Here is a 1,464-nt window from a genome sequence, read left to right on the forward strand (position 1 = left end):
CGACGGATTGCTGGCGCTCGCCGGCGGGGATCTGCCGTTCGACGCGGAGGCAACCCTGCACGGCCGTTTCGCGCGCCAGGCGGCGCTGACCCCGGGCGCCCCGGCGGTCGTGGGGACAACGGTCCGTCTGAGTTTCGGCGAACTGGACCGTCGCGCCGACGATCTGGCGCGGCGTCTGCGTGCCCGCGGTATCGGTCCCGACACTCTGGTGGGCATCAGCCTGCCGCGCGATACCGACCTGGTCGTGGCGATACTGGGGGTGCTGAAGACCGGCGCGGCCTATGTGCCGATCGATCCCGGCTACCCCGAGGCGCGTCGCGCCTACCTGATCGCCGACAGCGGCGTGGCGCATGTGATCGAGCGGATCGATCAGGAGACTGCCGGCGGCGATGACGGCGGGTCGGTCGCGGGCGACGGCCATGGCCTGGCCTATGTGCTGTACACCTCCGGCTCGACCGGACAGCCCAAGGGCGTGATGGTCGAGCACCGCGCGGTGATGAACCTGGCGGCGAACCTGGCGCGCGACACCGCGGATATCGAGGGGGCCTGGGGCTGGGTCGCTTCCTATGCGTTCGATGCCTCGGTGCAGGGCTTGGCGGAGCTGGCCAACGGCCGGTGCCTGGTGATGATCGGCGACGAGGAGAAGCGCGATCCGGGATTGCTGCGGGAGCGGATCCGCTCGCACGGGATCGGTCTGCTCGACGCGACCCCGAGTCTGGTCGAGTTGTGGCTGTCGCTGGGGCTGGAGGACGTGTTGCCGTCGATGATCATCGGTGGCGAGGCGATCGCTCCGGGCTTGTGGCAGGCGCTGGTGCGGTGGCAGCAACGCTACGGACGCACGGCGTTGAACGTGTATGGGCCGACCGAGTGCTGCGTGAACAGCACGGTGGCGCGGATCGCGGGAGAGGCTCCGACGATCGGTCGGGCGTTGTCGAACGTGCGGACCTATGTGGTCGACAGCGGCGGCGCATTGGCGCCGCGGGGCGCGGTCGGCGAGTTGTGCATCGGCGGGACCGGTGTCGGGCGTGGCTACTGGGGGCGTCCGGAACTGACCGCCGAGCGCTTCGTGGCCAATCCGCATGGAGAGGGGCGTCTCTACCGCAGCGGTGATCTTGTGCGCTACCGCAGCGACGGCCAGCTGGAGTACCTGGGCCGCAACGACGATCAGGTCAAGATCCGCGGGTTTCGCATCGAGCTGGGCGAGATCGAACAACAAGTACGCCGGGTGGACGGGGTCGGCAACGCCACCGTCGTGGTCCGCGAGGACATTCCGGGCGAGCCTCGGCTGGTCGCCTATGCCACCGGAGCGGTGGCGGGTGAGACGGTGCTGGCGGCGCTGGAGCGCGAACTGCCCGGGTACATGGTGCCTGCGGCGCTGGTGATGCTGGAGCAGTTGCCGCTGACGGCGAACGGCAAGGTGGACCGCAATGCCCTGCCGGCGCCGACGCTGTCGGAGTCGGCGTA

General features: G+C 69.8%; 1 protein-coding gene. It reads left to right on the plus strand.

Annotated features, from left to right (window positions below; all coding sequences use genetic code 11):
* A partial coding sequence (locus FKV24_RS13105; protein ID WP_141482687.1) for an amino acid adenylation domain-containing protein occupies positions 1–1,464 on the plus strand: 1,464 nt, incomplete at both ends.

This window comes from Marilutibacter maris, assembly GCF_006546735.2.
In the GTDB taxonomy this organism is placed as follows: domain Bacteria; phylum Pseudomonadota; class Gammaproteobacteria; order Xanthomonadales; family Xanthomonadaceae; genus Marilutibacter; species Marilutibacter maris.